Origin of the sequence: Parasphingopyxis sp. (assembly GCF_052168295.1) — a bacterium.
GTDB lineage: Bacteria > Pseudomonadota > Alphaproteobacteria > Sphingomonadales > Sphingomonadaceae > Parasphingopyxis.
This window is the reverse complement of the sequence record NZ_JBQLZN010000015.1, coordinates 40,272-65,940: the sequence shown is the minus strand read 5'-3', so window position 1 is coordinate 65,940 and position 25,669 is coordinate 40,272. Positions and strand designations below refer to the sequence as shown.

The 25,669-nt window shown below is 62.8% G+C and carries 29 protein-coding genes; 7 read left to right on the top strand and 22 right to left on the bottom strand.

All coding sequences use genetic code 11. The annotated features are described in order from the left end of the window. Nucleotides 1-9: 9 nt before the first annotated feature. Both metK and lnt read right to left on the bottom strand, forming a co-directional pair. Nucleotides 10-1,242, bottom strand: coding sequence for a methionine adenosyltransferase (gene metK / locus ACTS1Z_RS02320; protein WP_442622821.1), 1,233 nt, complete (start codon nucleotides 1,240-1,242; stop codon nucleotides 10-12). An 82-nt stretch (nucleotides 1,243-1,324) separates the two neighbouring features. Beyond that, the gene (lnt, locus tag ACTS1Z_RS02315; RefSeq protein WP_442622820.1) at nucleotides 1,325-2,848 is read right to left on the bottom strand and encodes an apolipoprotein N-acyltransferase; all 1,524 of its coding nucleotides are present in this window, start codon (nucleotides 2,846-2,848) and stop codon (nucleotides 1,325-1,327) included. Between the two features lie 88 nt (nucleotides 2,849-2,936). Between lnt and ACTS1Z_RS02310 the strand changes: the two genes are divergently transcribed. Continuing rightward, nucleotides 2,937-3,362 carry a VOC family protein gene (locus ACTS1Z_RS02310; protein WP_442622819.1) on the top strand — a complete coding sequence of 142 codons (426 nt, stop codon included), beginning with the start codon at nucleotides 2,937-2,939 and terminating at the stop codon, nucleotides 3,360-3,362. On the opposite strand, the gene ACTS1Z_RS02305 is transcribed toward ACTS1Z_RS02310, so the two are convergent. From ACTS1Z_RS02305 to ACTS1Z_RS02245, 13 genes are all read right to left on the bottom strand, one after another. Continuing rightward, on the bottom strand, nucleotides 3,359-4,738 hold the full coding sequence (locus tag ACTS1Z_RS02305; protein WP_442622818.1) for a PQQ-dependent sugar dehydrogenase: 1,380 nt from the start codon (nucleotides 4,736-4,738) through the stop codon (nucleotides 3,359-3,361). The two genes, ACTS1Z_RS02310 and ACTS1Z_RS02305, sit on opposite strands and share 4 nt — an antisense overlap. Beyond that, nucleotides 4,735-5,643, bottom strand: coding sequence for a hemolysin family protein (locus ACTS1Z_RS02300; protein ID WP_442622817.1), 909 nt, complete (start codon nucleotides 5,641-5,643; stop codon nucleotides 4,735-4,737). The genes ACTS1Z_RS02305 and ACTS1Z_RS02300 overlap by 4 nt, the downstream gene beginning before the upstream one ends. Nucleotides 5,644-5,655: 12 nt before the next feature. After that, nucleotides 5,656-6,180 (bottom strand): rRNA maturation RNase YbeY, encoded by a 525-nt coding sequence (ybeY, locus tag ACTS1Z_RS02295; protein WP_442622816.1) that lies wholly within the window; start codon nucleotides 6,178-6,180, stop codon nucleotides 5,656-5,658. Beyond that, complete coding sequence (locus ACTS1Z_RS02290; protein ID WP_442622815.1) at nucleotides 6,177-7,169, bottom strand: PhoH family protein; 993 nt, start codon at nucleotides 7,167-7,169, stop codon at nucleotides 6,177-6,179. Before ACTS1Z_RS02290 ends, ybeY begins: the two co-directional genes overlap by 4 nt. Next, nucleotides 7,169-8,515, bottom strand: coding sequence for a tRNA (N6-isopentenyl adenosine(37)-C2)-methylthiotransferase MiaB (miaB, locus tag ACTS1Z_RS02285; RefSeq protein ID WP_442622814.1), 1,347 nt, complete (start codon nucleotides 8,513-8,515; stop codon nucleotides 7,169-7,171). Before miaB ends, ACTS1Z_RS02290 begins: the two co-directional genes overlap by 1 nt. 9 nt (nucleotides 8,516-8,524) lie before the next feature. Continuing rightward, the gene (locus ACTS1Z_RS02280; protein ID WP_442622813.1) at nucleotides 8,525-9,313 is read right to left on the bottom strand and encodes a lysophospholipid acyltransferase family protein; all 789 of its coding nucleotides are present in this window, start codon (nucleotides 9,311-9,313) and stop codon (nucleotides 8,525-8,527) included. Continuing rightward, nucleotides 9,310-10,047: a lysophospholipid acyltransferase family protein gene (locus ACTS1Z_RS02275; protein WP_442622812.1), complete on the bottom strand. Its 738-nt coding sequence runs from the start codon at nucleotides 10,045-10,047 to the stop codon at nucleotides 9,310-9,312. Before ACTS1Z_RS02275 ends, ACTS1Z_RS02280 begins: the two co-directional genes overlap by 4 nt. A gap of 9 nt (nucleotides 10,048-10,056) precedes the next feature. Then, the gene (locus ACTS1Z_RS02270; protein WP_442622811.1) at nucleotides 10,057-10,479 is read right to left on the bottom strand and encodes a Fur family transcriptional regulator; all 423 of its coding nucleotides are present in this window, start codon (nucleotides 10,477-10,479) and stop codon (nucleotides 10,057-10,059) included. Between the two features lie 70 nt (nucleotides 10,480-10,549). After that, nucleotides 10,550-10,972 carry a MucR family transcriptional regulator gene (locus ACTS1Z_RS02265; protein WP_442622810.1) on the bottom strand — a complete coding sequence of 141 codons (423 nt, stop codon included), beginning with the start codon at nucleotides 10,970-10,972 and terminating at the stop codon, nucleotides 10,550-10,552. 106 nt (nucleotides 10,973-11,078) lie between these two features. After that, complete coding sequence (gene rimI, locus ACTS1Z_RS02260; protein WP_442622809.1) at nucleotides 11,079-11,570, bottom strand: ribosomal protein S18-alanine N-acetyltransferase; 492 nt, start codon at nucleotides 11,568-11,570, stop codon at nucleotides 11,079-11,081. Beyond that, nucleotides 11,567-12,181: a tRNA (adenosine(37)-N6)-threonylcarbamoyltransferase complex dimerization subunit type 1 TsaB gene (tsaB, locus tag ACTS1Z_RS02255; RefSeq protein ID WP_442622808.1), complete on the bottom strand. Its 615-nt coding sequence runs from the start codon at nucleotides 12,179-12,181 to the stop codon at nucleotides 11,567-11,569. Before tsaB ends, rimI begins: the two co-directional genes overlap by 4 nt. A 15-nt stretch (nucleotides 12,182-12,196) precedes the next feature. Continuing rightward, complete coding sequence (locus tag ACTS1Z_RS02250; protein ID WP_442622807.1) at nucleotides 12,197-12,787, bottom strand: malonic semialdehyde reductase; 591 nt, start codon at nucleotides 12,785-12,787, stop codon at nucleotides 12,197-12,199. 28 nt (nucleotides 12,788-12,815) lie between these two features. After that, entirely contained in the window at nucleotides 12,816-13,385 is a 570-nt protein-coding gene (locus ACTS1Z_RS02245) for a NifU family protein (RefSeq protein WP_442622806.1), read from the bottom strand. 112 nt (nucleotides 13,386-13,497) lie between these two features. Here ACTS1Z_RS02245 and ACTS1Z_RS02240 point away from each other — a divergent pair, with 112 nt between their 5' ends. The 4 genes from ACTS1Z_RS02240 (at nucleotide 13,498) to ACTS1Z_RS02225 (ending at nucleotide 17,054) form a co-directional block, all read left to right on the top strand. Continuing rightward, nucleotides 13,498-13,872 (top strand): DoxX family protein, encoded by a 375-nt coding sequence (locus tag ACTS1Z_RS02240; RefSeq protein ID WP_442622805.1) that lies wholly within the window; start codon nucleotides 13,498-13,500, stop codon nucleotides 13,870-13,872. A gap of 15 nt (nucleotides 13,873-13,887) precedes the next feature. Then, the gene (locus ACTS1Z_RS02235; protein WP_442622804.1) at nucleotides 13,888-14,544 is read left to right on the top strand and encodes a DUF2461 domain-containing protein; all 657 of its coding nucleotides are present in this window, start codon (nucleotides 13,888-13,890) and stop codon (nucleotides 14,542-14,544) included. Nucleotides 14,545-14,797: 253 nt separating this feature from the next. Next, nucleotides 14,798-16,132, top strand: coding sequence for a DEAD/DEAH box helicase (locus ACTS1Z_RS02230; protein ID WP_442622803.1), 1,335 nt, complete (start codon nucleotides 14,798-14,800; stop codon nucleotides 16,130-16,132). A gap of 142 nt (nucleotides 16,133-16,274) precedes the next feature. Further along, nucleotides 16,275-17,054, top strand: a complete 780-nt coding sequence (locus tag ACTS1Z_RS02225; RefSeq protein WP_442622802.1) for a class I SAM-dependent methyltransferase — start codon at nucleotides 16,275-16,277, stop codon at nucleotides 17,052-17,054. Here ACTS1Z_RS02225 and ACTS1Z_RS02220 read toward each other — a convergent pair. Beyond that, nucleotides 17,051-17,665 carry a peroxiredoxin family protein gene (locus ACTS1Z_RS02220; RefSeq protein ID WP_442622801.1) on the bottom strand — a complete coding sequence of 205 codons (615 nt, stop codon included), beginning with the start codon at nucleotides 17,663-17,665 and terminating at the stop codon, nucleotides 17,051-17,053. The genes ACTS1Z_RS02225 and ACTS1Z_RS02220 overlap by 4 nt on opposite strands. Before the next feature lie 172 nt (nucleotides 17,666-17,837). On the opposite strand from ACTS1Z_RS02220, the gene ACTS1Z_RS02215 reads away from it, so the two are divergent. Beyond that, nucleotides 17,838-18,371, top strand: coding sequence for a hypothetical protein (locus ACTS1Z_RS02215; protein WP_442622800.1), 534 nt, complete (start codon nucleotides 17,838-17,840; stop codon nucleotides 18,369-18,371). Nucleotides 18,372-18,386: 15 nt separating this feature from the next. On the opposite strand, the gene ACTS1Z_RS02210 is transcribed toward ACTS1Z_RS02215, so the two are convergent. The 4 genes from ACTS1Z_RS02210 to hslV form a co-directional block, all read right to left on the bottom strand. Beyond that, the gene (locus ACTS1Z_RS02210) at nucleotides 18,387-19,436 is read right to left on the bottom strand and encodes a phosphatase domain-containing protein (protein WP_442622799.1); all 1,050 of its coding nucleotides are present in this window, start codon (nucleotides 19,434-19,436) and stop codon (nucleotides 18,387-18,389) included. 96 nt (nucleotides 19,437-19,532) lie between these two features. Further along, on the bottom strand, nucleotides 19,533-20,843 hold the full coding sequence (gene hslU, locus ACTS1Z_RS02205; protein WP_442622798.1) for an ATP-dependent protease ATPase subunit HslU: 1,311 nt from the start codon (nucleotides 20,841-20,843) through the stop codon (nucleotides 19,533-19,535). Nucleotides 20,844-20,903: 60 nt separating this feature from the next. Further along, nucleotides 20,904-21,959 (bottom strand): FAD-dependent oxidoreductase, encoded by a 1,056-nt coding sequence (locus tag ACTS1Z_RS02200; RefSeq protein ID WP_442622797.1) that lies wholly within the window; start codon nucleotides 21,957-21,959, stop codon nucleotides 20,904-20,906. Between the two features lie 81 nt (nucleotides 21,960-22,040). Continuing rightward, complete coding sequence (gene hslV / locus ACTS1Z_RS02195; protein WP_442622834.1) at nucleotides 22,041-22,601, bottom strand: ATP-dependent protease subunit HslV; 561 nt, start codon at nucleotides 22,599-22,601, stop codon at nucleotides 22,041-22,043. Nucleotides 22,602-22,709: 108 nt separating this feature from the next. On the opposite strand from hslV, the gene ACTS1Z_RS02190 reads away from it, so the two are divergent. Further along, nucleotides 22,710-24,617, top strand: coding sequence for a PAS domain S-box protein (locus tag ACTS1Z_RS02190; protein WP_442622796.1), 1,908 nt, complete (start codon nucleotides 22,710-22,712; stop codon nucleotides 24,615-24,617). A 9-nt stretch (nucleotides 24,618-24,626) separates the two neighbouring features. Here ACTS1Z_RS02190 and ACTS1Z_RS02185 read toward each other — a convergent pair whose 3' ends face one another. Beyond that, nucleotides 24,627-25,244: a DUF6969 family protein gene (locus ACTS1Z_RS02185; RefSeq protein ID WP_442622795.1), complete on the bottom strand. Its 618-nt coding sequence runs from the start codon at nucleotides 25,242-25,244 to the stop codon at nucleotides 24,627-24,629. After that, entirely contained in the window at nucleotides 25,229-25,528 is a 300-nt protein-coding gene (locus ACTS1Z_RS02180) for a hypothetical protein (protein WP_442622794.1), read from the bottom strand. The genes ACTS1Z_RS02185 and ACTS1Z_RS02180 overlap by 16 nt, the downstream gene beginning before the upstream one ends. Between the last annotated feature and the right edge of the window lie 141 nt (nucleotides 25,529-25,669).

Below are 25,669 nucleotides of genomic sequence, written 5' to 3'. Positions count from 1 at the left end.
TGGCCTGTATTACAGTGCCGCCTTCAAGGCGTCGACGAGGTCGGTCCGCTCCCACGGAAAAGCATCGCCTTCGGCCGCGCGGCCGAAATGGCCATAGGCGGCGGATTGACGGTAGATCGGCTTGTTCAGCCCCAGATGCGTGCGAATGCCACGCGGCGTCAGCCCGCCCAGCGCCTGAATGCTCATGATGGCCCGTTCGATCGCCGCATCGTCGACGGTGCCTGTGCCGTGGGTGTCGACATAGAGCGACAGCGGCTCGGACACGCCGATCGCATAGGCGAGCTGGATCGTGCAGCGCTTCGCTAGGCCCGCCGCGACGATATTCTTCGCGAGGTAGCGGGCGATATAGGCGGCCGAACGGTCGACCTTGGTCGGGTCCTTGCCGCTGAACGCGCCACCGCCATGCGGGGCCGCGCCGCCATAGGTGTCGACGATGATCTTGCGGCCGGTCAGCCCGGCATCGCCGTCGGGCCCGCCGATCTCGAAGGCGCCGGTCGGGTTGATGTGATAGACGGTTTCGTCCGACAGCAGCTCGGCCGGAATGATGTCGGCAACCGTTTTCTTCACATAGTCTTTCAGCTCGGCTTCCTTCTCGCCCTCGTGATAACCGGGCGCGTGCTGGGTCGAGACGACGATGGCGGTGCAGGCGACCGGCTTGCCATTCTCGAAGCGCAGCGTGACCTGGCTCTTGCTGTCGGGTTCGAGGAAGGGCGCGGTGCCGTCCTTGCGGTCGCGGGCCATCCTTTCGAGGATCTTGTGACTATAGTCGAGCGTCGCCGGCATCAGGTCCGGCGTCTCGTCGCAGGCAAAGCCGAACATGATGCCCTGGTCGCCCGCGCCTTCGTCCTTGTTGCTGCCATCGTCGCCGGCATCCACGCCCTGCGCGATATGTTCGGACTGGCCGTGCAAATGGTTTTCGAAGCTCAGCGTCTCCCAGTGAAAACCGTCCTGCTCATAGCCGATTTCCCGGATGGTGTGGCGGACGGCCTGTTCGATCTCGTCACGTGCGCCAGGCGCCCAGCCGCCATTTTCGGGCCACTTGTCCTGATCATACATCGGCTTGCAGCGGATTTCTCCGGCGAGCACGACACGCTGGGTCGTGGTCATCGTCTCGCAGGCAATACGCGCTTCGGGATCCTTGGAAAGCATGAGATCGACAATGGCGTCCGATACCTGATCCGAAACCTTGTCGGGATGGCCTTCTGAGACGCTTTCGGACGTAAAGAGATAGTTGCTGCGCATGGTTTTCCTCGATCCAATGAAGAAGGACCGGCGAGGCCGTTACGGCGCGTCCGGTCCACATATAAAGAATTCCTTATGTCCTTTAGCCGGGGCGGCGCATGAGTGCAAACGCCAATCCGGCCAGTAACAGGGTGAAAATGAGCGGGATCGTATTGCCATAACGCGCAAAAGGCGTCGCCCCGTGCGCGTTGGGGAGACGGGCATCGATAGTCCCAGCCTCGCGATAGGGGATGCGATGGGTGACACGGCCATGCGCGTCGATAACCGCCGAAATACCGGTCGGCGTCGAGCGGATGACCGGCAAACCTTCTTCGATGGCGCGCAGCCGGGCCTGGGCCAGGTGTTGCGGCGGCCCCCATTCGCCGAACCAGGCGTCGTTGGACGGGTTGAAGATCAGGCTCGGCCGATTCGCGCTGTCGACGACCCGGCCGGAAAAGATGATTTCGTAGCAGATTTGCCCGGCGCTACTCCCGAAGCCGGGAAGCGGAAGCGTCTGCGGCCCCGGCCCGGGCCAGAAATCGAGATCGCCGGGAGCGAGCCGCGACAGTCCGATCGCCTCCATCCAGCCACGCATCGGCAGATATTCGCCATAAGGCACGAGGTTCGCCTTGTCATAGCGACCGATCAGCTCGGCATCCGCGTTCATCACATAGAGGCTGTTGCGCGCGCCCACGGCTTGGCGTCGGCCGGCATCATTCTCTTCGATTATAAGCTTGGTCGCGCCGAGCAGCAGCAGGTCGTCCGGCCCAAGCAGGCTCGCGATGCGAAACCGCGCCAGCGGCTCGTCCTCGATGAACTCGGGCACCGCCGCCTCGGGCCAGAAGATCAGGCGCGGCACATCGCCCGTTTCGCCGGTGGTTTCGACCAGACGGCGGAAGTTGCGCTGGGCGAATGCCGGGTCCCATTTTTCCGACTGATCGATATTGGGCTGGATCACGCGGATTTGCGGCTGGTCCGCATCGGCGGCCGCCGTGTGCGACGGCAGGCTCAGCCAGCCTGCGACGCTGATCACGAGCGGGATGCTGACCAGCATCGCCAATGCCGACCAGCGGCGCGCGCGGAAGATCAGGAAGATCGCGCCGGCGAGGAGGATGATCAGCCCGGACAGCCCATAGGTTCCGATCATTCGCGTCGCGGGCGTCAACAGTGCCTCGCTGTCCATCGTCCCGACCGTGATCGTCGCCAGGGGATTCCAGCCGAAGCCGAACAGGATCGTGGCGCGCAGATATTCGGTCACGATCCACGTCGCCGCGAACAGGAGGACGAACGTCACCGGCATCGCCTTGCCGATCCGCCAGGCGAGGGCGGTGGCGAGTCCGGGAAAGATCGAGACGTACGCCGTCGTGATCAGTACGGCGAGCCAACCCATCCAGGCGGGCATCGCGGCCTGATAGGTGAAGGCGGTGGCGATCCAGTTCAGCCCGACACCGAAATGCCCGAGGCCGAATACCCAGCCGATGGCAAAGGCGGATCGCATGCGCTCAACGTTCAGCGTGAGCGCGATCAGCAGTGCGAACGCCGCCAGCGTCAGCGGCCAGAGCCCGAGCGGGGCGAAACCGGTGGCCGATACCGCCCCGGCGGCGAGAGCGACGAATAATGCGCGCATGCGAGCGCTATCGCGCGGGCGCAATACTATTTCAATCGCTATCGCTGAGGATATTTCGGGAGCCGCGCTTTTCGCCTATGGCATGCGGATGACCGATCTTCCGCCCTTCCATCTCGCCTTTCCCGTCCACGATCTTGCGGCGGCGCGGCGTTTCTATGGCGAGATCATCGGCTGCCAAGAAGGCCGGTCGGATGAGCACTGGATCGATTTCGATTTTTTCGGGCATCAGATCGTCGCGCATCTCGATGAAAGCGCGAGTACAAGTGCGACGAGCAATCCCGTCGACGGCCACGACGTGCCGGTGCCGCATTTCGGCGCGGTGCTGGACTGGGACGATTTCGCGGCGCTGCGCGACCGTTTGGAAGCGGCCGATATTTCCTGGGTAATCGAACCCTATGTCCGTTTCGAAGGACAGCCGGGCGAGCAGGCGACGATGTTCGTGCGCGATCCCAGCGGCAATGCGCTCGAATTCAAGGCGTTCCGCGATCGCGGCCAGCTTTTCGCGAAAGACTAGCTTTCCGTTTCGTCCGTTTCCGGTTCGGGCTCGCGGGGCGGTGCATCGGGATTGCTGACGCGCCAGATACGATTGCCGACATCGTCTGCGACGAGCAGCGCGCCCGTCGCGTCGGTCATCACGCCGACGGGGCGGCCACGCGCTTCGTCGCCGTCGAGAAAACCGGTCAGCACGTCGATCATCTCGCCGACAGGACGGCCCTCTTCGAAGTGCACGAACACGACCTTGTAACCCGAGCGCGGCCGCCGGTTCCACGACCCGTGCTGGCCGATAAAGGCGCCGTTGCTGAAGCGCGAACCGAGCCGCGCCCGGTCCGCGAATTCGAGGCCGAGCGAGGCGGTATGCGGCCCGAGCGCATAATCGGGTACGCGTGCATATTGCGCCATGCGCGGCGTCAGCGGTTCGACGCGTTCGTCGAGATAGCGGCCCCAGTAGATGCCGGGCCAGCCATAATGCGAACCGAACACGACCTCGCTCAGATAGTCTGGCACGAGATCGCCGCCCAGCATGTCCCGCTCGTTGACGACGGTGTAGAGCCGGTTGCGGGTCGGCTCCCAGTCGAGACCGACCGGGTTGCGCAGGCCCGCCGCGAAGACGCGAAAATCGCGGTCCTCGACATTCACTTCGAGGACGGCCGCGCGGTTTTCCTCGGCTGCCATACCGCGCTCGCCGATATTGCTGTTGGAGCCGACCGCTACATAGAGCAGGTTGGGGTCGTCCGGGCTGGCGACGACATTCTTCGTCCAGTGGCTGTTGGGCGCGTTAGCCGGCAGTTCGACGATCAGCTCGCCTTCGCCTTCGATCTCCGTTTGGCCGGGCTCGAACGGAAAGCGGATCAGCGCATCGGTGTTGGCGATGTAGAGATAGTCGCCGGCGACGGCCATGCCGAAGGGCGAGTTCATGCCGTTCGATTCATCGAGCAGGGCGGTGCGCTGATCGGCCGTGCCGTCGCCATCGACGTCGCGGAGCAGCGTGATGCGGTTGGCCGACGGGCCGAGCGCGCCGGCGCGCGTCATCAGGCGGCGTTCGAACCAGCCGCTGATGCCGCTATATTCGCGCGGCGGCGCCCGCGTTTCGGCGACGAGCACATCGCCATTTTCCAGCGTCAGCATCCAGCGCGGATGATCGAGATCGTCCGCGAACAGATTGACCTCGAGCCCCTCGGCGGGCGTCGGCATCTCGCCATCCTCCCAGCCGGTGGCCTCCGCGACATTGATCGTCGGGAAGGTTTCGGCGCGGGGATCGACGAGTTCGGGCGTCGGTCCGCTGACCGCCTCGACGCTGAGACGCGCCGGATGCGGACGGATCATGAGCCAGACGACGATGCCCAATACGATCAGGGCGAAGGGAATCAGGATCAGTCTTCTGCGCGTCATGTATCGTCTTTATCCTTCTCATCGTCGGCGGGCGGGTAGAGTTTCAAGCGCGTTACGCGCTTGCTGTCACCGTCCGTCACCTCGATCTGCCAGCCGCTTGGATGTTCGAGCCGGTCGCCCTCGACCGGCACGCGGCCTGCGAGTACGAAAGCCAGCCCGCCCAGCGTATCGACATCTTCGTCGATCTCCCCGAGCCGCTCGTCGATGATCTCGGCGACATCGTCGAGCTCTGCGCGGGCTTCAGCTTCCCAATGGCCTTGTGGCGTCTCGGTCAGAAGCTCGCTCGCCTCCTCATCATGCTCGTCCTCGATTTCGCCGACGATTTCCTCGACGATATCCTCGATCGTGACGATGCCTTCGGTGCCCGAATATTCGTCGAGCACGATCGCCATATGCGTCCGCGTAACCTGCATCTCGGCGAGCAGGTCGAGCACGCCCATCGACTCGGGCACGTAACGCGGTTCGCGGATGAAGCTCTCGATACTGTCCGGGCGTGGTTCGTCGGATACGAGAGCCGCGAAGATGTCGCGGATGTGGATCATCCCGATCACTTCATCGAGGCTGTTCCGGTAGACGGGCAGCCGGCTGTGTCCGGCCTCGGAAAACACTTTTACGACGGCGTCGAAGCTCTCCTGCTCTTCGACCGCTATGATATCGGCCCGAGGGACGCAGACATCGTCGGCGGTGGTCTCGCCGAAATGCAGCAATCGTTTGAGCATTTGCCGTTCGACGATCGAAAGATCGCTTTTGTCTTCAGGTTCGGCCTCATGCTCGTCGATCGCCGCTTCCAGCTCGTCGCGCAGCGTCGCTTCGCCATTCTCGCCGAAAAGCAGGCCGCGAAGCCCTTTCCATAATCGCCCGCCGCCATTTTCGGCGGGGGCGGTGCTACTCGATTCCTCTGGCATGGAGTTGGTGTGCTATACCTCGTGCAGGTTCACAATAGGTTCGTATGGATCGGCAATGCCGAGCGCCGCCAGCGCGGATCGCTCCATGGCTTCCATCGCTTCGGCTTCGGCTTCGCCCGTTTCATGGTCATAGCCTAGCAAATGCAGCATCCCATGGACAATAAGATGGGTCGCGTGATGGGCGAGCGCAACATCCTTGGCCTCGGCCTCGGCAGCGCATACGCCGCGCGCCAGCACGATATCGCCGAGCAATATCTCGCCATCGTCGCTATTGGCGAGGCCGGCGAGCATGTCGGTCTGGACCATCGGGAACGACAAGACATTGGTCGGCTTGTCCTTGCCGCGATAGGCGGCGTTGAGCGCCTGTACTTCGCCATCTTCGGTCAGCTTCACCGATATCTCGACGGTTGCGGCCTCGTTCACGAGATCGCCGTGCGGCGTCTGGAGCGCTGCCTGTGTCACGGCCTTTTGTGCAAGTTCGTCCCAGTCCGTTCCGTCCGTCCATGCATCGCCGCATTGTATCGCGACTGCAATCATCCCGCGCCCTCATAGGCTTCGACGATCCGCCCCACGACCGGGTGCCGCACGACGTCGCCGACGCCGAAGCGGACCGTCGCGATGCCTTCCACGTCTTCGAGCCGCGATACCGCATCGGCGAGGCCCGACACACCTTCGCCAGGCAGATCGACCTGCTTCGGATCGCCGCACACCACCATCCGGCTATTCTCACCGAAGCGGGTCAGGAACATCTTCATCTGCGCGGGCGTCGTGTTCTGCGCTTCGTCGAGGATCACAAAGGCATCGGCCAGCGTCCGGCCGCGCATGAAGGCGATGGGCGCAATTTCGATCTCGCCGCTGGCGATCCGGCGTTCGACCTGGTCGCTCGGCAGCATATCGTAGAGCGCGTCGTAAAGCGGCCGCAGATAGGGATCGACCTTTTCGCGCATATCGCCGGGCAGGAAGCCGAGCCGCTCACCCGCTTCGACCGCCGGGCGCGACAGGATCAGCCGATCGACCGACCCGGTTATCAGTTGATGCACGGCCTGGGCGACGGCGAGATAGGTCTTGCCGGTGCCGGCGGGACCAAGCGCAAAGATCACATCCTCGCGCGCCAGCGCCTCCATATAGCGGGTCTGGGTGATCGAGCGCGGAACGATCGTTTTCTTGCGCGTGCGGATCATGACCTTGGGCGGTTCGGAGACATCCTTGCGGACCACACCGTCGAGCGTCGGCTCGGCGGACATCGCGATCACCGCCTCGACCGCACCGGCGTCGATTTCCTGGCCCTTGGCGAGGCGGTTGTAGAGGCCGGTCAGGACATCACGCGCGCGTTCAGCGTTCTCGGCATCACCTTCGATCGTCAACTGATTGCCACGCGCGGCGATATAGACGCCGAGTCGGTTCTCGATGGCGACAAGATTCTGATCATATTCACCGAACAGACCGCCCAATAACTGCTGCTGCTCGAACTCCAGATCGATCCGCGTCTGCCCTTTGTCGGCCTTGGCGGCGCTTTTCTTGGCCATCAGGCGGCCTCCCTTTCGGCGAGCGCTCCGCCGAGGCTCTTCGGGCCCGCGCTGACGATATCGACATCGATCATCGTGCCGATCGGCGCATCGGTTTTCAGATGGACCGATTGCAGCCATGGCGATTTGCCGATCCGCTGCCCCGGCTTGCGGCCATCGCGCTCGAGCAGCAATTGCGTACGCTTCCCGACGGTCTTGCGATTGAAGGCGAGCTGCTGTTCGTTGAGCAGCCCCTGCAAGCGTTGCAGCCGTTCGTCCGCCAATTCGGGCGCGACGAATTCATCGGTCATCTCTGCGGCCGGGGTGCCGGGCCGCGCGCTATATTTGAACGAGAAGGCCTGCGCGTAATTGGTCGCCCGTACGATATCGAGCGTCGCTTCGAAATCGGCATCGCTCTCGCCCGGGAACCCGACGATGAAATCGCCCGAAATCGCGATATCCGGGCGGGCGGCGCGCATGCGCTCGATGATCGCCAGATAACTTTCGGCGCTATGGCTGCGATTCATGGCCTTGAGGATGGGGTCGGAGCCGGACTGCACAGGCAGGTGCAGATACGGCATCAGCGTCTCGACTTCGCCGTGCGCGGCGATCAGACCGTCGGTCATGTCGTTGGGATGACTCGTCGTGTAGCGGATGCGTGCGAGGCCGGGGATGCGGTCCAGCGCCCGGATCAGCCCGCCCAACCCTTGCAACCGGCCCTTATCGTCTTCCGCGGACCAGGCGTTTACATTCTGGCCCAGCAGCGTGATCTCCTTCGCGCCCGCATCGACTAGCGCCCTGGCCTCATCGATAATCGCGCTCCACGGCCGCGATATTTCCGCGCCGCGGGTATAGGGCACCACGCAATAGGTGCAAAATTTGTCGCAGCCTTCCTGAACGGTAAGGAAGGCGCTCGGCGTCTGTTTCGCGCGCTTCGGCAACGCGCCGAATTTCGAATCCGCTGGCATATCGGTATCGAGCGCATTCTCGCCGCGCGCCGCCTTGGCCACGAGTTCAGGCAGATTGTGATAGGCTTGCGGACCGACAACAATATCGACTTCTTTCGCCCGGCGCGGGATTTCCGCGCCCTCGGCTTGGGCGACGCAGCCTGCAACCGCGATCATCGGCGTCGATCCGTCCTCCCGCCGCATCCGGCCGATATCCGAATATACCTTTTCGGCCGCCTTTTCGCGGATATGGCAGGTATTGAGCACGACAAGATCGGCCGCTTCCGCATCCTTGGCGGGCGATAATCCCTTCGCGTCGAGCAGCTCGGCCATGCGTTCGCCGTCATAGACGTTCATCTGGCAGCCAAAGCTCTTAACGAAATAGCTCTTGGGGTCAGTTCGACGGTTGGTTCGACTCATGGCGCGCGCCTATAGGACAGCTCGGCCGCCAAGAGAAGCGGAGAGCGCCTGACGGATCTGTTCGCGGGCGGTCGCGGCGATTTCCTTGCGTCCGTTGCAATGGGCGGGATCGAAGGGCGAGAGAAACACCATGCGCACAGGGATGACCGCGCGGCGGCACATTACCCGCCACGTGTAATGCAGCGCGCCCTCGGTGCCGATCCAGCCGACTTCCGGCCCTGTTCCCTGGAAATCGAGCAGGATCGGCTGCACGCGGATACCGCGCGGCGGTGGCGCGAGCACTGCGAACAGCGAGGGTTTGAACGGCAACAGGCTGGTGCCGTCGGTGGTCGTGCCCTCGGGAAAGATGGTGACCGGCTGATGTTCGGCGATCGCTTCCTTCAGCTCCTCGACCTGCCGGGCGACGCCGAGCCGGTCGCCGCGCGACACGAACACGGTGTGGTTGAGTGTCGCGAGCCAGCCGGTGATCGGCCATTTGCGGATTTCCGCCTTGGCGACGAAAGCCGAGCGCGTGACACCGCCGATAATGGGAATATCGATCCAGCTCAGATGATTGGCAACGTAGAATACGTCCTCCTTCAGCCGAACACCCTCGGTCGCGATGCGGATATTGAGGATCCAGGCGATGCCGTAGAGAAAACGCGGCGGCCAGGGCGATGGCTGCCGGACCAGTCGGTAGCCGCCATGCAGCGTCAGACAGACGCCGAGGAGCGCGAACATGGCGGTCAGGCGGAGGACAAATCTGGCGGGACCGAAAAATCCGATGGGCGGATAGCTTTCCGGGTCCTCGGTGCTCATGCCGCTTCGCGTTGCGGTACAGCCTCGCCAAGTGCCGCCGCGATCGCCCGTTCGCATTCTTCGGCAACATCCTTGCGGTGCGAATTCTCGTCAATCGGTATCGGCTCGAGCAGGTGGATCGTCACGTCCTCGACGCCGCGCCGCGCGAAGATCTTGCGTGCATTGGCCGCCGCATGCGAGCCGCTCGGCCAGATCAGATCGTCGCTATGCACGCCATAGTCGAGCGCGATTGGCTGCACGGAGATATGGTCGACCGGCGGGATGACCGCGCCGAACAGCGCCGGGCGAAAGGGCATGAGCTTGCCGTTGTTGAGTTTGCCTTCCGGAAAAAAGGCGACCGACAAGCTGTCATGCAGCGCGCGCCGGATGCGTTCGGCCTGTGCGCCGGCGGCCCGGCGATCACCATTGGCGATATAGATCGTGCCGACCATCGTCGCGAGCCAGCCCGCGATCGGCCAGTGCCGCACGCTTTCCTTGGACACGAAGGAAGCACCGGTCGCGCCGCCGATCAGCAGTATATCCATCCAACTCTGATGATTGGCCGCAAACAGGATCGTGCCCGGCGCGCGTTCGCCGATAACGGTCGCGCGCATGCCGCAAGCCCGCGCGCACCAGCCGAGAAAGCGTTGCGGCCATGGCGAGCGTTGCCGGAATAGCCGCCAGAGCAGGTGCAGCGGTACGCAGAAGAGGATTAGTCCGACCAGCCATGCGAGGCGGAAGGCGAAACGGATCAACGGGCGGCCCTAGCCGTCGCGATTGTGCGAAACGCCATACAGCTCCATCCGGTGATCGACGAGCTTATAGCCGAGTTTTTCCGCGATGCGCCGCTGCAGCTCCTCGAGCTGCTCATCGACGAATTCGATGACCTTGCCGGTTTCGACATCGATCAGATGATCGTGGTGATCGTCGGCCGCCGCTTCGTATCGGGCCCGGCCGTCGCCGAAATCGTGGCGCTCGAGAATACCGGCCTCTTCGAACAGCCGAACGGTGCGATAGACCGTCGCGATCGAAATGCCGCTATCGACCTCCGAGGCCCGCTCGTGAAGCGCTTCGACATCGGGGTGGTCATCCGCTTCCGAAAGGACGCGCGCGATAACCCGGCGCTGCTCGGTAATGCGCAACCCTTTTTCGGCGCACAGGGCTTCGATGTCTATCTTGCGGCTCATAAAGTGAGTTTAGAGGATAACCCCGAGACTGAAAAGGGTAGGAACGGCTGCGAGGTTGCCCGCACGGCGGCTATTTGGACTTGCGCCGCGCTCCTGGCTTGCGGCCGAGGCCGATCTTCTTGGCCAGCTTCCGCCGCTGCTCGGCATAGTTGGGCGATACCATCGGATAGTCGGCCGGCAGGCCCCATTTCTGGCGATACTCGTCCGGAGTCATGCCATAATGCGTCATCAGGTGACGCTTGAGCATCTTCAGCTTCTTCCCGTCTTCCAGGCAGACGATATAGTCGGGCTTGATCGAGGAGCGGATGGAAACGGCAGGCTCGGGCTTTTCTTCCGGTGCATTGGCCTCTTCCAGCTCGCTGAGCGCATTATGGACATTCTGGATAAGCAGCGGGAGGTCCGAAACAGCCACGCTGTTGTTGCTGACATGCGCGGACACGATGTCCGCGGTCAGGGTGATAAGCGTTTCGGTCATATCGACTGTATCTGTCATCGAACATCTTCCATTTCAAAATCTATACTGTGCGCTTCCGCGCGGCGCTGGCTCTCGATTGATGTAGGTCCGAAACGGATAAATCAACCGTTTTGGGACGAATTGACTATGCTGTCTGCGGATCTAGTTGAAGCGCCAAGGTAATTGCATCGAAGCGCTCGCCATTCCGGCCGCTATAATAGTCTTTTCGTCTTCCGATTTTCTCGAAACCGACTGCCGAATACAGATCGGAGGCGGCATTTCCGTCGCGTACTTCAAGGTGCAGCCGGGTGGCGCCGCGGGCCGCTGCGGTCCGCGCTACTTCCATCAGCATGTTCCGCCCGATCCCGCGCCCCCGATATTCGGGCTGCACGGCGATCAGCAGGAGTTCCGCCTCGTCGACGATCATCCGCGAGAGCGCAAAGCCGGCGGGACGGTCCCCCTGGCGATCGACGATGATCCAGCTATTGGCGTCGCCGAGCATGCCCCGGCATTGCGCCCGGGACCAGCCTTCGCCGAACCGCGGGTCGAATGCCTCTTCCATTATCGCCATGACATCGTCCAGATCGCGGGCGGCCGCGCTGCCGGTGGGCAGCTCGCGGGAGGCGATCACCGTCATTGCGAGGGACGGGCGTCGGGCGCCCGGCCATAAATCGGTTTCGGCGGCAAAGCGCGGAATGCTTCGGGGAGCAGGCGTACATCGGCCGCGCGCGGGAACAGGCTCATCGCCTCTCCGGTGCCCGCAAGCGCAACGAGTTCCTGTGCCGCATTGCCCACCAGCAGCGGTTCTTCGATCGCCGCAATCGCGGCCTCGGGTTGCAGCGATGCGAGCGGCGCTATTTCGGCAAAGGGTTCCTTGCTGAAGCGCTGCACGAACATTTCGCCATGACCTCCGAGAATCGTTACCGCCAGTCTATCGGCTGCGCCGCCATCGGAAAAGGCCATCGCGGCCATCAAGGCGAGCGCGGAATAGCCATACACGTCGACGGACCAGCCAAGGCCGAGCGCGCGGGCGGTGGCGAGGCCGACGCGCAGCCCGGTGAAGCTGCCCGGCCCGCAATCGACGAGTATGGCATCCGCGCGGCCACTATCAGGCAGTTCGGCGATCATCGGGACCAGTTTCTCGGCATGGCCGCGGCCGACGATTTCGTGCCGTTCGGCCACGATCGTGTCGCCATCTATCAGCGCCACCGAACAGGTGTCGGAGGCGGTATCGATTGCGAGGAACATGCCGGTCCGCGCGGATCAGACGATTGTGTTGAACGTATCGAATTCGGGCCGCGGGCTGCGATCGAAAATCGTTTCCGGATCGCCATAGCCGAGCGTCGAGATGAAATTCGCCTTGTGCTTGGTGCCGTCGAAAAAGGCCGAATTGACCTTGTCATGATCGAAGCCCGACATCGGGCCGGTATCGAGGCCGATGGCGCGCGCCGCAATGATGAAATAAGCGCCTTGCAAGGAGCTGTTGCGGAACGCGTGATCCTTGCGGCCTTCCGGATCGCCTTCGAACCAGCTTTTCGCGTCGGTATGCGGAAAAAGCCAGGGCAGTTCTTCGTGGAAATCCGGATCCATGCCGATCACGACGGCGGCGGGCGCCGCGCGGATCTTGTCCTTGTTGCCCTCCGATGCGCAGTCGGCGAGCCTGTCTTTCGCGTCTTGGCTCATGCACCAGACGAAGCGTGCCGGTTGCTGGTTCGCCGATGTCGGCCCCATCTTCAGCAGCTCGTATATCCGGTGGATATGGTCTTCGGTGACCGGCTTGTCATGATAGCCGTTATAGGTGCGCGCGGTGCGAAAAATCGTGTCGAGCGCGTCGTCAGACAGCGGCTTTCCCATCAATATCCCCTCTTGGAAACGGTTCGGATCAGATCGCGCGGACTTCGGTCACTTCCGGCACATAGTGTTTGAGCAGCTGTTCGATGCCCTGTTTCAGCGTCGCGGTGGAGGACGGGCAACCCGAACAGGCGCCCTGCATCTGCAGGAATACCTTGCCCTGCTGGAAGCCGCGATAGACGATATCGCCGCCGTCCTGGGCGACGGCCGGACGCACGCGCGTTTCGATCAGCTGACGGATCTGCGCGACGATCTCGGCGTCCTCGGGATCGTCCTCGAAGCTTTCCGCCGGCACCGAGATGTCGGCCGCGCTGCCTTCCTTGAACAAGGGCGCGCCGCTCGCGAAGTGGTCGAGCATGACGCCCAGCACATCGGGTTTGAGTGTGGCCCAGTCGACGCCCTGCGCCGCCGTCACCGAAACGAAATCATATCCGTAGAACACGCCGGTTACGTCGCCGAGATTGAACAGCGCTTCAGCCAGCGGCGAGGCGCTCGCCTCTTCGGGCGCCGCGAAATCGCGCGTGCCGGTCGCCATAACCTGCTGACCGGGCAGGAATTTGAGAGTCGCCGGATTGGGCGTCGCTTCGGTTTCTATCAGCATGGTTCGGACATGGCGTTTCGGCGCTTGGGGATCAAGAGGTTGCCGGTTTTCCATTTGACAGTGAACGGGTTCCCGAACAGGTTGAACGCGGGTTTATGAGAGGAGAATTGCAATGGTCGTATTGCTGGGTCGGATTCTGCTGGGCGCGCTGTTCGTCATGGCCGGTTTCAACAAAACGCAGGGCATCGAAGGACTTGCCGGATTTCTCGAAACTGGCCCCGTCCCGGCCTTCATGGCCTGGCCCACCGCGATCTTCGAAATCGTCGCCGGGCTCATGGTCATTCTAGGGTTCTACACGCGCTATGCGGCAATCGCACTCGCGCTCTTCTGCGTGGCGACCGGCGTATTCTATCACCCGGCCGAGGGTGGCGGGATCGATATCGGCGCGATGCTCAAGAATTTCTCGGTCGCGGGCGGATTCCTGATGCTCTACGCGCATGGCGCGGGCATGCTCAGCATCGATGCACGCCGCGGCGGCATCGACTAGGCGCGAGCGTCGGTCATGATCCCCAAGAGCCTGTTCGATTTTCTCCGGGAACTGGCCGACAATAACAACCGCGACTGGTTCAACGCGAACAAGGATCGCTACAAGGCGGAGGTCGTCGCGCCGGTCTCCGCCTTTATCGAACGGATGGCGCCGCGCGTTCATGCGATCAGCGAGCATATCGTCGTCGACCCCCGGCCCAATGGCGGATCGATGTTCCGCATCTATCGCGACACGCGTTTCTCGAAGGACAAGACGCCCTACAAGACGCATGTCGGCTGCCAGTTCCGTCATGCGGCTGGCAAGGATGCGCATGCGCCGGGCTTCTACGTGCATTTCGAACCGGGCAAATGTTTCTTCGGTGGCGGCATCTGGCAACCGCCGTCCGAACCGTTGCGCGCCATCCGGCAACGGATCGTCGACAAGCCGAAAGAATGGCAAGAGGCGGTTGCGGGGATCGACGTCCGGGGCGATCAGCTGAAGCGAGGGCCCAAGGGCTTCGATCCCGAGCATCCGCTGATCGAGGACCTGAAGCGCAAGAGCTTCTTCGCCATGCATGAGGGCAAGGAAACGCTCGCCCGGTCGAAAAAGCTCGAGGATGAAGTGGACGCGCAGTTCCGCAAGGCCGCGCCGCTCATGCGGTTCGTTGCGGAGTCGATCGGGGTCGCTTTTTAGCCTTTAGCGCAATTTGCTTGCGTATTCGCGCAACATAACCCATATGCGCTGCAGCGCAGCATGAAGCGGATATCCCGCTTCTCCCAACAATCGGCAGCGTGATCGTCCGCCACTAAGCGGAACCGGCCGGTAACCAGCGCACGAATTTCCTGAGGCTTCCCTTATCACGCGGGTCGTTTCGCAACCCGCGGACATGCGGTTGCGCACCCGAACGATGGCGCGCGCCCGCATCCGCTCAATATGAGTATATCCATTGACAAAATTTTCCGATCTCGGCCTGGCCGAACCCATTCAACGCGCGCTTGCCGCAAAAGACTATACGACGCCGACGCCGATTCAGGTGCAGGCAATTCCGCCGCTGCTCGACGGCCGCGATCTGTGCGGCATCGCGCAGACCGGCACCGGCAAGACGGCCGCCTTCGCGCTGCCCTCGCTCGATTATCTGGCGGAGGAGGAAGTGGCGCGCATGCCCAAGGCGTGCCGCATGCTGATCCTCTCGCCGACCCGCGAGCTGGCGAGCCAGATTGCCGACAACATGCGCGGCTATGCCAAATATCTGCGGATGCGGATCGAGACCGTCTTTGGCGGCGTGCCGATCAACAAGCAGAAGCGCAAACTCGAAAACGGTGTGGACGTGCTGGTGGCAACGCCGGGCCGGCTGCTCGACCTGATCGATCAGCGTGCGCTGACACTGAGTGAAGTCGAAATCTTCGTGCTCGACGAAGCGGACCAGATGCTGGATCTCGGCTTCATCCACGATTTGAAGCGCATCGAGCGGCTCCTGCCGCAGCGCCGCCAGAGTCTGTTCTTTTCGGCGACCATGCCGAAGAACATCGCCGCTCTCGCCGACAAATTCCTGTACCAGCCGGTCAAGGTGTCGGTCGCGCCGCAGGCGACGACGGCCGAGCGCGTCGAACAATATGTGACGTTCGTCGGGCAGAAGGAAAAGCAGGCGCTGCTCACGATGACGCTGCGCGACGAGGATATCGAGCGCGCGCTCATCTTCTCGCGCACCAAGCATGGCGCGGACCGCATTGTCCGCTTCCTTGCCGGCGCGAAGATCGGCGCTGCCGCGATCCATGGCAACAAGAGCCAGCCGCAGCGCGAGGCCGCGCTCGCCGCGTTCCGGTCCGGCGAGATCAAATATCTGGTCGCGACCGATATCGCGGCGCGCGGCATCGATATCCCGGCGGTCAGCCATGTCTTCAATTTCGACATGCCAAACGTGCCCGAGCAATATGTGCACCGGATCGGCCGCACGGCCCGGGCCGGCGCGAGCGGAATCGCCATCTCCTTCGTCAATGACGAGGACGAGCGCGGTTATCTCAAGGCCATCGAACGGCTAACCGGCGTTCGTCTCGAAAAGCGGGCCTTGCCGGAAGATTTTATCGCCAAGGCCGCGGAACTGCCCAAGGCCGCGCCGCGTAGCCATGGCAAGGGGCCGCGCAACGGCAAGCCCAAATCGAACAATCGCCGCCGCGGCGAGCGCAACGACGGGCAGGGGCAGAAGCGCCGCCGTCGCCGCAATCGCAACGCCAATGGCGTGGGCGCGCATCGCGGCGCGGTAAAACGCCAGGGCGGCCGCTAGAGCCTGAAAACCCGAGCGAATGCGGATTGTCGGGCGCCATCGGTGCGTTCGACGATCCGCGTCCGCTCTAGGTCGAAAACGGATTGCCGCGCCGCGTGGACTGTTCTGGTCCTGACCAATGATGTCAGGAAAGGACAGAATCATGGGGAAATTCTTTACATTGATCGCGGCGGCCGCGTGTCTGGCGATGCCGGGCATCGCACAGGCGGCGCCCGCCGACATAGAGGCGGCGCTCGCGCACACGGACCGAACCGATGCCGATCGCGAGCAGGACGAAGCACGCCAGCCCGTTCGCGTGCTCGGCTTTCTCGGCCTCGAAACCGGCGACCGCGTGTTCGATTTCATCGCAGCCGGCGGCTATTACTCGGAACTGATGGCGCGCGCTGTCGGGCCTGACGGCTTCGTCATGGCGCAGAACTCGCCGCGGCTCATCGCGCAATTCGATGGGCGCAACGGCATCGACGCGCGCGGCTATGGCACGCGTATTCCGAACAGCACGTCCTACGAATATGAAGTCGACGAAATCTCCTTCGAACCGGAGAGCATCGATTTCGCGCTGTTCAATCTGGTCTTCCACGATTTCTGGTTCGTGTCGGGCGAGGACGCGCCGATGCTGTCGGAGGATCCCGATGCTTTCCTGGCCGAATTATATGCGGGCATGAAGCCGGGCGGCATCGTCGGCATCGTCGATCATGTCGGTCTCGCCGGATCCGATCCCGCCACGGAAACGGCGCGCGCGCACCGGATCGATCCGGCGGTCATCCGGTCGATGATGACCGAAGCCGGTTTTGTGCTCGAGGAAGAAGCGGATTTCTTCCGTAACCCAGCGGACGATCATCAGTTGCTCGTCTTCGATCCGGAGATCCGCGGGCAGACCGACCGGGTCGTCTACCGGTTCCGCAAACCCGGCGGCGAGGATTAGAGCGCGTCGACGGCGGCCACGATGTCGCTGAGTGCGGGCCGTTCGCGATAATCGGTTTCGACCATCGTCGCCTGCACCACGCCGTCCGTGCCGATCACGATGATCGCCGGCCGCGGCACGCCATGGGCGAAGCTGCCCTCGCGATATTGCGGATCGCGCAGGTCGAACGCGTCGATCATCGCCGAACCCTCGTCTGAGAGCATCGTGTAACCGATATCTTCGCGCTCGGAGAATTCGGCTAGGATTTCGGGCGCGTCGTAGCTTAGCGTCGCAAAATTGTAGCCGCGCTGTTCGAGCTGCGGCTGCAGGTCGCGGAATTCGACCATCTGCGCCTGGCATACGGTGCACCAGTCGGCCGATCGGTTGAACGCGAGCACTACGCCGTTTTCGCCGACCAGATCGGCGAGGCGCCGTTCCGCGCCGGTCGCGTCGCGGGTTACGAAATCGGCCGGAATGGATTCGCCGACGGCAGGGCCGCCATTTTCCATCGGCGCGCTGGCGGCCGTTTCGACCTGCTCTGCAGGATCGTTTTCGCTGGCCGTGTCTTGCGTACAGGCCGCAATGCCGAGTGTCGCGGCAGCGGAGAGAAAAAAGATGGTTGTCGCACGCATGGTGTGGGCTCCTGAAAAAACTGTCCGTTTCCTGTTCGCGATTCTCACGCGAAAGGTTACGATCTAGATCACAGTTTTGAACGATATATGGCATTCGAGGCATATTCGTCAGCCCGGCCTCTTGCCTGCTAGCCGTCCGGCGTGAAATATAGCGACGAAGGGGTGGGGCACCATGAACAAGAATATCATCATCATCATCGGCGCGGCGGTCACGGCTTTTCTCGCGGTGCTGCTCATTCCGCGATTGCTCGATAGTGACGAGGATGCGTCCGATGCGCCGGCCTCTTCGCAGGCGGCCGGGGAAAGCGGATCGGCGGGCAGCGACGGTTCAGCGTCCGACGACGAAAAAGATGAGCCGGCCGCATCCACACCGTCTCGCAGCGGTTCCAATCCCGTTCTCGAAGCGCAGCTAGAGGAGGCCGTGCGCCAGGTGAATGCCGGCGGCCCGATCGTTATCGACGAATTCACGACGATGACCTCGGCCCGGGCGCAGGGCAATCGCATCCTCTACCGCTATGAGATTTCGGAGAATCTGAACGCCGCCCAGGTGTCCTCGTTCCAGCAATATGCGTCGAGCCAGAACCAGCAGACAATCTGCACGCGTACCGAAACGCGTCAGCTCATCGATATGGGCGGCGAAATCGAATATGTATATTACGGCCCCGGCAACCGGTACCTGTTCAGTACGGCGATAACCGGCTGCTGATCGGCTCGGGGCGGATCAGCCCCGCGATTCCGCGGCATCCACGACCCGCGCCGTTTCGCCGGCCGGATCGAAGCCCAGTTCGGACAGCATGTCATGCCCGGCATCGAAAGCCGGGCCCGTCCAGACGGGTACGCCCGCCGCCCGAAGACTGTCGAGCGCCGCCTGCTTTTCCGCTGCGATCACTTCCCCGGTTGCCATGCGGATAAAGGTTGCGGCGACCCGGCCAGGATGGTCGCGCGCCACGTGCCAAAAGGCTTCGGCATCGCCCTGGGTGTCGTCGCCGATCAGGACGAAGCGCAAATCGGGATAGAAATCGAGGATGCGGCTGATCGCGTCGGTCTTGTGCGCGCCATGGCTCGATTTCCCGAGCGTTTCCTTGTTGAACCCCCAGTCGCGCAGCAGCATCGGTCCGCGCGGGATATCGTTGAGCCGTTTGAACTCGGTGAGGAAGCCGTAGAGATTCCAGGGGCTCGACGAGACGTAAAAAAAGGCGCGACGCGGATCGGCATCGGGGCTGGGCCCTGCCGGATTGCCGAGCTGGCCGAACAGGTCTGCCGCCCCCGGCACCGCCAAGCGGTCGCCGGGCATCTCGAACAGGAACCGGCGCCAATTGCTGAAAAATTCATGCGCGCCGGATTCGATCACCGTATCGTCGATATCGGAAATAACGCCGAGCCGGCCGTCGGTCCCCGGGCTGAGGATCGGGGCCTGCTCGTCATCGGCCATGTCGAATTCGGGGAGCGAGAGCGTTATCTCGTGCCATTCGGAATGGAGGGGCAGCGGCGTTTCCTCGATCTGCAGATCGAAATCGACAAAGCCCTCGGCGTCGGTTTTCGCCTCTGCCGATACGCCGAGCCCATCGAGCTTCACGGTCACGCCCGGCACCTCGTGCGACGAGTAAAGGCGCAATAAACCGATCAGCTTTTCCGATGCGCCCTCGCCGTCCCAGAGCGGCTTGTCGCGCCGGAGCACGCGGGCGCGGGCCGATAGCCGGCTTTCGTTCCGGAAACCCGCATAGGCGGCGATGGATAGCGGCAGATCGTTTTTGAACAGACCGAGCGGCATGGTTTCTCCTTTCGCTACCAGCGCTTCGGCCCAGCGGAAGGTTCCGTCACGCCAGCGGACGATGCCGATCCGCTGTCCTGTGCTCAGGCGATCCGGCTAAAGCACATATTTGCTCAAGTCGGTGTCGCGCGCGACTTCGGCGAGCTGTTTTTCGACATAGGCCGCGTCGATAACCAACGTGTCGCCATCTTCGCGCTCCTCCGAGCCGGCGGCGAAGCTGACATCTTCGACCAGCTTCTCCATCACGGTCTGCAGCCGCCGCGCGCCGATATTCTCGACCGACTGGTTCACCTCGGCGGCGATCTTCGCCAGCGCGGCGATCGCGTCCTCGGTGAATTCGATCTCGACGCCCTCGGTGCCGATCAGGGCGCGATACTGTTCGGGCAGATTCGCCTTCGTTTCGGTCAGGATGCGCACGAAATCTTCTTCGGTCAGCGCGCGCAGCTCGACACGAATCGGCAGGCGGCCCTGCAGTTCGGGCAGCATGTCGCTGGGCTTGGCGACGTGGAAGGCGCCGGAGGCGATGAAAAGGATATGGTCGGTCTTCATCGGGCCGTACTTGGTCGCGACCGTCGTGCCCTCGATCAGCGGCAGGAGATCGCGCTGGACTCCTTCGCGGCTCACGGAGCCCCCGCGCACGTCGCTGACGGCGATCTTGTCGATCTCGTCGAGAAACACGATTCCGTTCGCCTCGGCGTTGGCGAGCGCGACGCGGGCGACATCGTCCTGATCGAGGCGTTTCTCGGATTCTTCCTCGACGAGTTTGTCCCAGGCGTCCGCAACCCGCATCTTGCGTTTCTTGCGTGGCTGCTGGCCGAACGCTTTGCCCATCATGTCGGAGAGATTGATCATGCCGACCTGGCCGCTCATCCCCGGGATTTCCATCGGCATGTTCGGCGTGTCCTCGACCTCGATCTCGACTTCGGTGTCGTTCATGTGATTGTCGATGATACGCTGGCGGAAGCTTTCCCGGGTCGCATCGCTAGCGCCCTTGCCGGTCAAAGCGTCGAGCAGCCGCTCCATCGCTGCCTTGGAGGCATCTTCGCGCACGGCTTCGCGGCGGCGGTCCTTTTCGAGCCGCACCGCATCCTCGACGAGATCGCGGGCAATCTGCTCGACATCTCGGCCGACATAGCCGACCTCGGTAAACTTCGTCGCTTCGATCTTGACGAAGGGCGCATCGGCGAGCTTGGCGAGGCGCCGGCTGATCTCGGTCTTACCGCAGCCGGTCGGCCCGATCATCAGGATATTCTTCGGCGTCACTTCGTTGCGCAATTCTTCGGGCAGGCGCTGCCGCCGCCAGCGGTTGCGCAATGCCACGGCGACCGCACGCTTCGCATCGGTCTGCCCGATAATATGCTCGTCGAGCGCAGCCACGATGGCTTTGGGAGTAAGGGCGTCGTTCATGGAGTCTCGTCAGGAAAAGAGAAAAAGTTCAGGGCAAACATGGGTGCTGGATGGGGAGCGTCAAGCCTCCGCCGCGCAGCGCCAGCTCTCCGCCAAGGCGCGGTGCCGGTCGACAATGCGCGCAATGTCCTCCGGTTGGGGTTCGGCCGTCCATTCGCCATGTTCGAACGTACCGCCCAGGACGATGCCGTCCGGGCGCGGGAACATGTATCCCTGGCGCAGGGTATAGGCATAGTCGATCTCGGGTTGCGGGATCAGGATGGCGAGCTGACCACGTACCGGTTCGAGCTCCTCGTCGCCGAACAATGCGCGGGCGCCGAGCCCGGTACAGTTGAATACGAGCCGTTCGGGCAGCGCGGAGATCTCGGACGGTTCTGCGAAGTCGCGGACGGCGATCGACCCGCCGGCAATTCTGATGTCGCGCATCAGCGACGAGAGGAAACGGCCGGTTTCGACATACATGGTCCGGTAACGGAGCATGTTCTCCGCTGGGAAGGGGTGCGCCGCGTAGGATAGCGCCTGCCGGTCCGGAAAGACCGGATTATGGGCTTCGGAGCGCAAACGGCCCTCGTCATAGGTCGGCAGCCAGCGGATTCCGTAATCGTCGCCGATCATGATCTGCATGCGGCGGCGGGTGAAGTCCGCAGCCAGTCTCTGCCTTGAGAGCCAGTCCTGCGTTACGCTGCCGCGATCGTAATGGCTTGCCGGCATGATCTGGCCGCCGGCGATATTCGAAACCGTGTTGGGTGGGAGCGCTTTGGCGTAAATGTGAACGACAAAGCCTGCCTCCTGCAAAAGTCGGGCGGTCGTGAGCCCTAAAGCGCCCGCACCGATCACGGCCACCGGACCGGCATGCCCGGGCAGGCCGAGCGCAATCGCCTCGCGCGACGATCCCCAGCATAAGGATATGCCGCCGCCGCCATGGCCGTAATTATGGACGACCGTCTTGCCGTCGAACAGCTGGGCTTCGACCCGATAGCCTGAGGGTCTGTAAGGCCGCAGCCCTGCGACCGTCCGGATTACACGGTTGGGCGAAACATTGACGCGCGGCAGGCAGGCGACACTGGATAGTGAAGGAGGGCGGGGGGTGGTTGTTGCGCAGCCGGTTACCGTCATTGCCGCCGATCCCGCCACAAAGGCGCGCCGGGAAAGCAAAAGGCGTGATGGACTGCCGGTCACGCCCGCTTGCATAAAGAACTAGCTGTCAGAGTCGATTGTTTCGATCGTAAGCTGATCGTTGGTGTAGACGCAGACTTCGGCGGCGATCGCCATCGCGCGGCGCGCGATCTTTTCCGCATCTTTTTCATAGTCTTTGAGGGCGCGGGCCGCGGCAAGCGCATAATTGCCGCCGGAGCCGATCGCCGCGACGCCATCCGCCGGTTCGAGCACATCGCCGTTACCGGTCAGGATCAGCGTGATCTCCTTGTCGGCGACGACCATCATCGCTTCCAGGTTGCGCAGATATTTGTCGGTCCGCCAGTCCTTGGCGAGTTCGACCGCCGCGCGCATGAGTTGTCCGTTATGGCGTTCGAGCTTGCTTTCCAACCGTTCGAACAGCGTGAAGGCGTCCGCCGTCGCTCCGGCGAACCCTCCGATAACCTTGCCATCGCCCAGCTCGCGCACCTTGCGCGCGTTCGGCTTCATCACGGTCTGGCCCATCGAGACCTGGCCATCGCCCGCGATCACTACTTTATCGGAATCCCGGACGGCGAGAATGGTCGTCCCGTGCCAGGGTGCGTTGCTGCGATTATCGTCCATGCGCGCCGATATATGCCTGCTGCGCGCCGCCGCAACCGTGCCGGGTCTTAAGATCGTGGTAACCATTATTCGTTACTGGTTTTTCAGACGGTTAGGGGGTCATCCGGAATGGCGTTGATCGACGATCCACTGGTGGCGGAATTGCTCGCCGAAGTCAGCGACTTCGGCATATTTGCGATCGATCTGGAAGGGGTCTGTACGGCCTGGCAGCCGATCTCGAGCAATTATCAACTGGCGCCCATGGACTCGGTTATCGGTCACACGCTCGACAAATTCTATTCGCCCGAAGACCGCAAAGCCGGTAAATATTGGGACAATCTGCGGATTGCGAAAGAAACCGGCCGGATGGATACCGAAGGCCTGCGCGAACGCTGGGACGGCAGCTATTCCTGGACCCGCGTCAGCATCGTCAGGAAGGACGATGATGACGGCAACCATGTCGGCTATATCGGCGTGGCCTATGATGCGACACGTCAGCGCGATGCCGCCCGGGCGCTGCACGCCAGCGAGCAGGCATTGCGCACGCTCGTCGACGGGCTGCGCGATCATGCGCTCTATATGCTGAGCAACGATGGCCGGATCACCAACTGGAACGCGGGCGCGGAACAGATAACCGGCTACTCCGCGGACGAGGCGCTCGGCCAGCATTTCTCGATCTTCTTCAGCAAGAAGGACATTGGCCGCGGTATTCCCGAACAGATACTCGAACAGGCGCGCGTGGCGGGCAGCTATCGGGAGAAAGGCTGGCTCGTCAAAAAGGGCGGCGAACGGTTCCGGGCCAAATTGTTCGCCCAGGCCCTCTATGAAGAGAATGGCGAGATACTCGGTTTTGGCGGTATCGCGCGCGATATCACCCGGCAACATGCGGTGGAGCGCGATCTTGCCGCCGCAAATGAAGCGCTGATCCAGTCCGAAAAGCTTCGCTCGCTCGGCGAACTGACCGGCGGCATCGCGCACGATTTCAACAATCTCCTGACGGTCGTGCGCGGATCGGCGGAGCTGCTGAAACGCGATACGCTATCGCCCGAAAAAAAGGCGCGGCATATCGACGCGATTGTTGAGACAGCGGACCGCGCGGCGGAACTCACCGGACAATTGCTCTCCTTTGCGCGGAAACAGCCGCTGCAGCCCAAGCGCATCAATATCAACACGATCATTGCGGGGATGACGCCGCTTCTCGACCGCACGCTCGGCGGCAGCGTCAGCATACTCAATGCGCAGGACGCAACCTTGTCGGACGTTCTCGTCGACCCCGTTCAGCTCGAAAACCTCATCCTCAACGCTGCGATCAATGCGCGCGATGCGATGGATGGCACCGGCATGCTGACGCTGTCGACCCAGAATGTGCACGGTCACAGCGGCGGCGAAGTGTGTCTGTCGATCTCCGATACCGGCGCCGGCATTCCCCCCGAAAATCTCGAACGGGTCTTCGAGCCATTTTTCACGACGAAAGGGCCCGGAAAGGGCACTGGGCTTGGCCTGTCGCAAGCCTATGGTTTCGCCGCCCAGTCCGGCGGGCGGCTGGAGATCAAGAGCGAGGTCGGGCGCGGCACGACCTTGAGCCTTTACCTGCCGTGTGCCGAGCCGGCCTCGGACTGTGCGGACGGTAGCGCCGTCGGAGACGCGATGCGGGATATCCCGGTCGGTACGCGCGTCCTGTTGGTCGAAGACAGCCGCACGGTAGCCGTGTTCGCCCAATCGCTGCTCGAAGATATGGGGTGTAACGTCGTTCACGCGAAGAACGCGGAAGAGGCCCTTCTGGCTGTCGAGACCGATCCGCAAGAGTTCGACATTATCTTCTCCGACATCGTGATGCCGGGGATCAGCGGGCTCGATCTCGCGGCCCGGATACGAAGCCAGAAGCCGACGCTGCCGATCCTACTTGCAACCGGCTATAGCGAAGCCGCCGCGCGCGGCGAGGGCAGCGAGTTCCCGATCCTGCCCAAACCCTACAAGCGCGAAATATTGTCGGAAAAACTGTGCGAGACGCTGAACAGGTTTCGGCAAGCCGCCTAGTTTGTCTTCCTAAAGGTCAAACGGTCCGCTGGACAGAATCTCCAGCTGGCGATCGTCGAGCGAGTGGCCCGCCAGCGCGCTATCCCGTTCGCGGATAAGCTCCGCAATCTGGTCACGAAAGGTCGCGACCGCGGCGGTCAGCCAGCCGTTGACCAACGGATCGCCCGGTGCATCGTCGACATCGAACAGGCCGAGCCGGTCGACGATAGCCTCGGCCGGCATGAAATATTCGTTCGTGACCCATTGATTGGTCGTGAACCAGTGGGTGGGAACACCCTGTACGTTGCACGATAGCGCGACGAAATGGACGACGGCCGCGGGCGTCTTGCCCTCGGTTTTCGGTTTCGCCTCTGCGAGTGGCGTAACGCCATCAAAGGCGTCGAGCGGCAGGAACAGGTGGAAGTGCCCGTGTTCGCCCGGTTCGCGCTGTTCGGGCGGATGCGCGTGATAGAACCAGCGCGACTTCGTCGACGGGCTGACCGCGTCCTTTTCGGGATAATGGTCCCATTGCCGGAAGTCACTATCCGGCGGTACGACGCGCGGGACGAGCGGCGTCCCCTGCGACGCCATTCGCTCGGTCAGAGCGAATAGCGTCGCCTCCGGGGAATCGTTTAATAGGCTGCGCAACAGCCTTCCGCTGCGGCACAGCAGCCTTCGGCCGCCGCGGTTTCAACGGCGGCGCAGCAGCCCTCGGCGGCCGCGGCGCAACAGCCTTCGGCCGTTGCCGCGCAGCAACCCTCGGCAGCGCAGCACCCTTCGGCGGCACAGCAACCGCCGGTCGCATCGCCGGCCGCAGCCGCGCAACAGCGTGCGCCGCAGCTGCAGGCCTGCAGCGCAGGCGCGGCAAGTGCGAGGCCGCCTGCCACCGCGAGCATGGATGCGAGACTGCGCTTCTCGGTCTTGTCAGTCATGTGGTTCTCCTTTGACCCTGATTGGCTAACCCGGTTCGTGCCGGTTCGGAAGCCGGTTACTATGTGCCGGAAAAAATGTCGGATGACCATGGGCTCGCCATTGCCCGGACGCTTGCAAACCGCCGTATCGGCAGACTCAGC